A 1522-nucleotide genomic window follows, 5' to 3' on the forward strand; every position below is an offset into this window, starting at 1 on the left:
TCGCACGGACCTGTGTTTTTGATAAACAGTCGCTTCCCCCTAGCCTCTGCGACCCCAACCAGCTCACACCGCAAGGATGATCACCAACCGAGGCCCCCCTTCTCCCGAAGTTACGGGGGCATTTTGCCGAGTTCCTTAACCATGATTCTCTCGAACGCCTTAGTATTCTCTACCTGATCACCTGTGTCGGTTTAGGGTACGGGCGACTAAAACCTCACGTCGATGCTTTTCTCGGCAGCATAGGATCACCAAATTCCCTCACCTAAGAGAGTCCCATCACATCTCAGGTTATACGGTCCGCGGATTTACCAACGAACCACCCTACATGCTTAGACCAGGACAACCATCGCCTGGCTTGGCTACCTTCCTGCGTCACACCTGTTAATACGCTTACCTCCCCGGATCAGGTCCCACGCTCCCCACACACGTCTTCACCCCGAAGGGATCCAATCATGGTGGTTCGGGTGGTTAGTATCCCCGGTTCAGTATGGACGGTTTTTCGCCGGTACGGGAATATCAACCCGTTATCCATCGACTACGCCTGTCGGCCTCGCCTTAGGTCCCGACTCACCCAGGGCAGATTAGCTTGACCCTGGAACCCTTGATCATCCGGCGGACGGGTTTCTCACCCGTCTTTCGCTACTCATGCCTGCATTCTCACTCGTTGAGGTTCCACCACTGGGTCACCCCGCAGCTTCACTACCCCAACGACGCTCCCCTACCCACAACACCACCTAAACCACAAAGGCTCAGCTTCTCGGTGTCATGCCACAACTTCGGCGGTGTACTTGAGCCCCGCTACATTATCGGCGCGGAATCACTTGACCAGTGAGCTATTACGCACTCTTTCAAGGATGGCTGCTTCTAAGCCAACCTCCTGGTTGTCTAAGCAACTCCACATCCTTTCCCACTTAGCACACGCTTAGGGGCCTTAGTTGATGGTCTGGGCTGTTTCCCTTTCGACTATGAAGCTTATCCCCCACAGTCTCACTGCCGCGCTTACACTTGACTGGCATTCGGAGTTTGGTTGACGTCAGTAACCTTGTAGGGCCCATCAGCCATCCAGTAGCTCTACCTCCAGCAAGCAACACACGACGCTGCACCTAAATGCATTTCGGGGAGAACCAGCTATCACGGAGTTTGATTGGCCTTTCACCCCTACCCACAGCTCATCCCCTCCATTTTCAACTGAAGTGGGTTCGGTCCTCCACGCGCTCTTACACGCGCTTCAACCTGGCCATGGGTAGATCACCCCGCTTCGGGTCTAGATCACGCCACTCGAATCGCCCTATTCAGACTCGCTTTCGCTACGACTACCCCACACGGGTTAATCTCGCGACGTAACACTAACTCGCAGGCTCATTCTTCAAAAGGCACGCCGTCACCCCAAAAGGCTCCGACGGCTTGTAAGCACACGGTTTCAGGTACTATTTCACTCCCCTCCCGGGGTACTTTTCACCATTCCCTCACGGTACTGATCCGCTATCGGTCATCAGGAAGTATTCAGGCTTACCAGGTGGTC

The 1522-nt window shown here is 54.5% G+C and carries 1 rRNA gene; it reads right to left on the minus strand.

The features are described from left to right. Nucleotides 1–1522, minus strand: a 23S ribosomal RNA gene (locus ABD283_RS14345); the annotation flags it as partial.

It is taken from the genome of Kocuria atrinae (genome assembly GCF_039531425.1).
GTDB lineage: Bacteria > Actinomycetota > Actinomycetes > Actinomycetales > Micrococcaceae > Kocuria > Kocuria atrinae.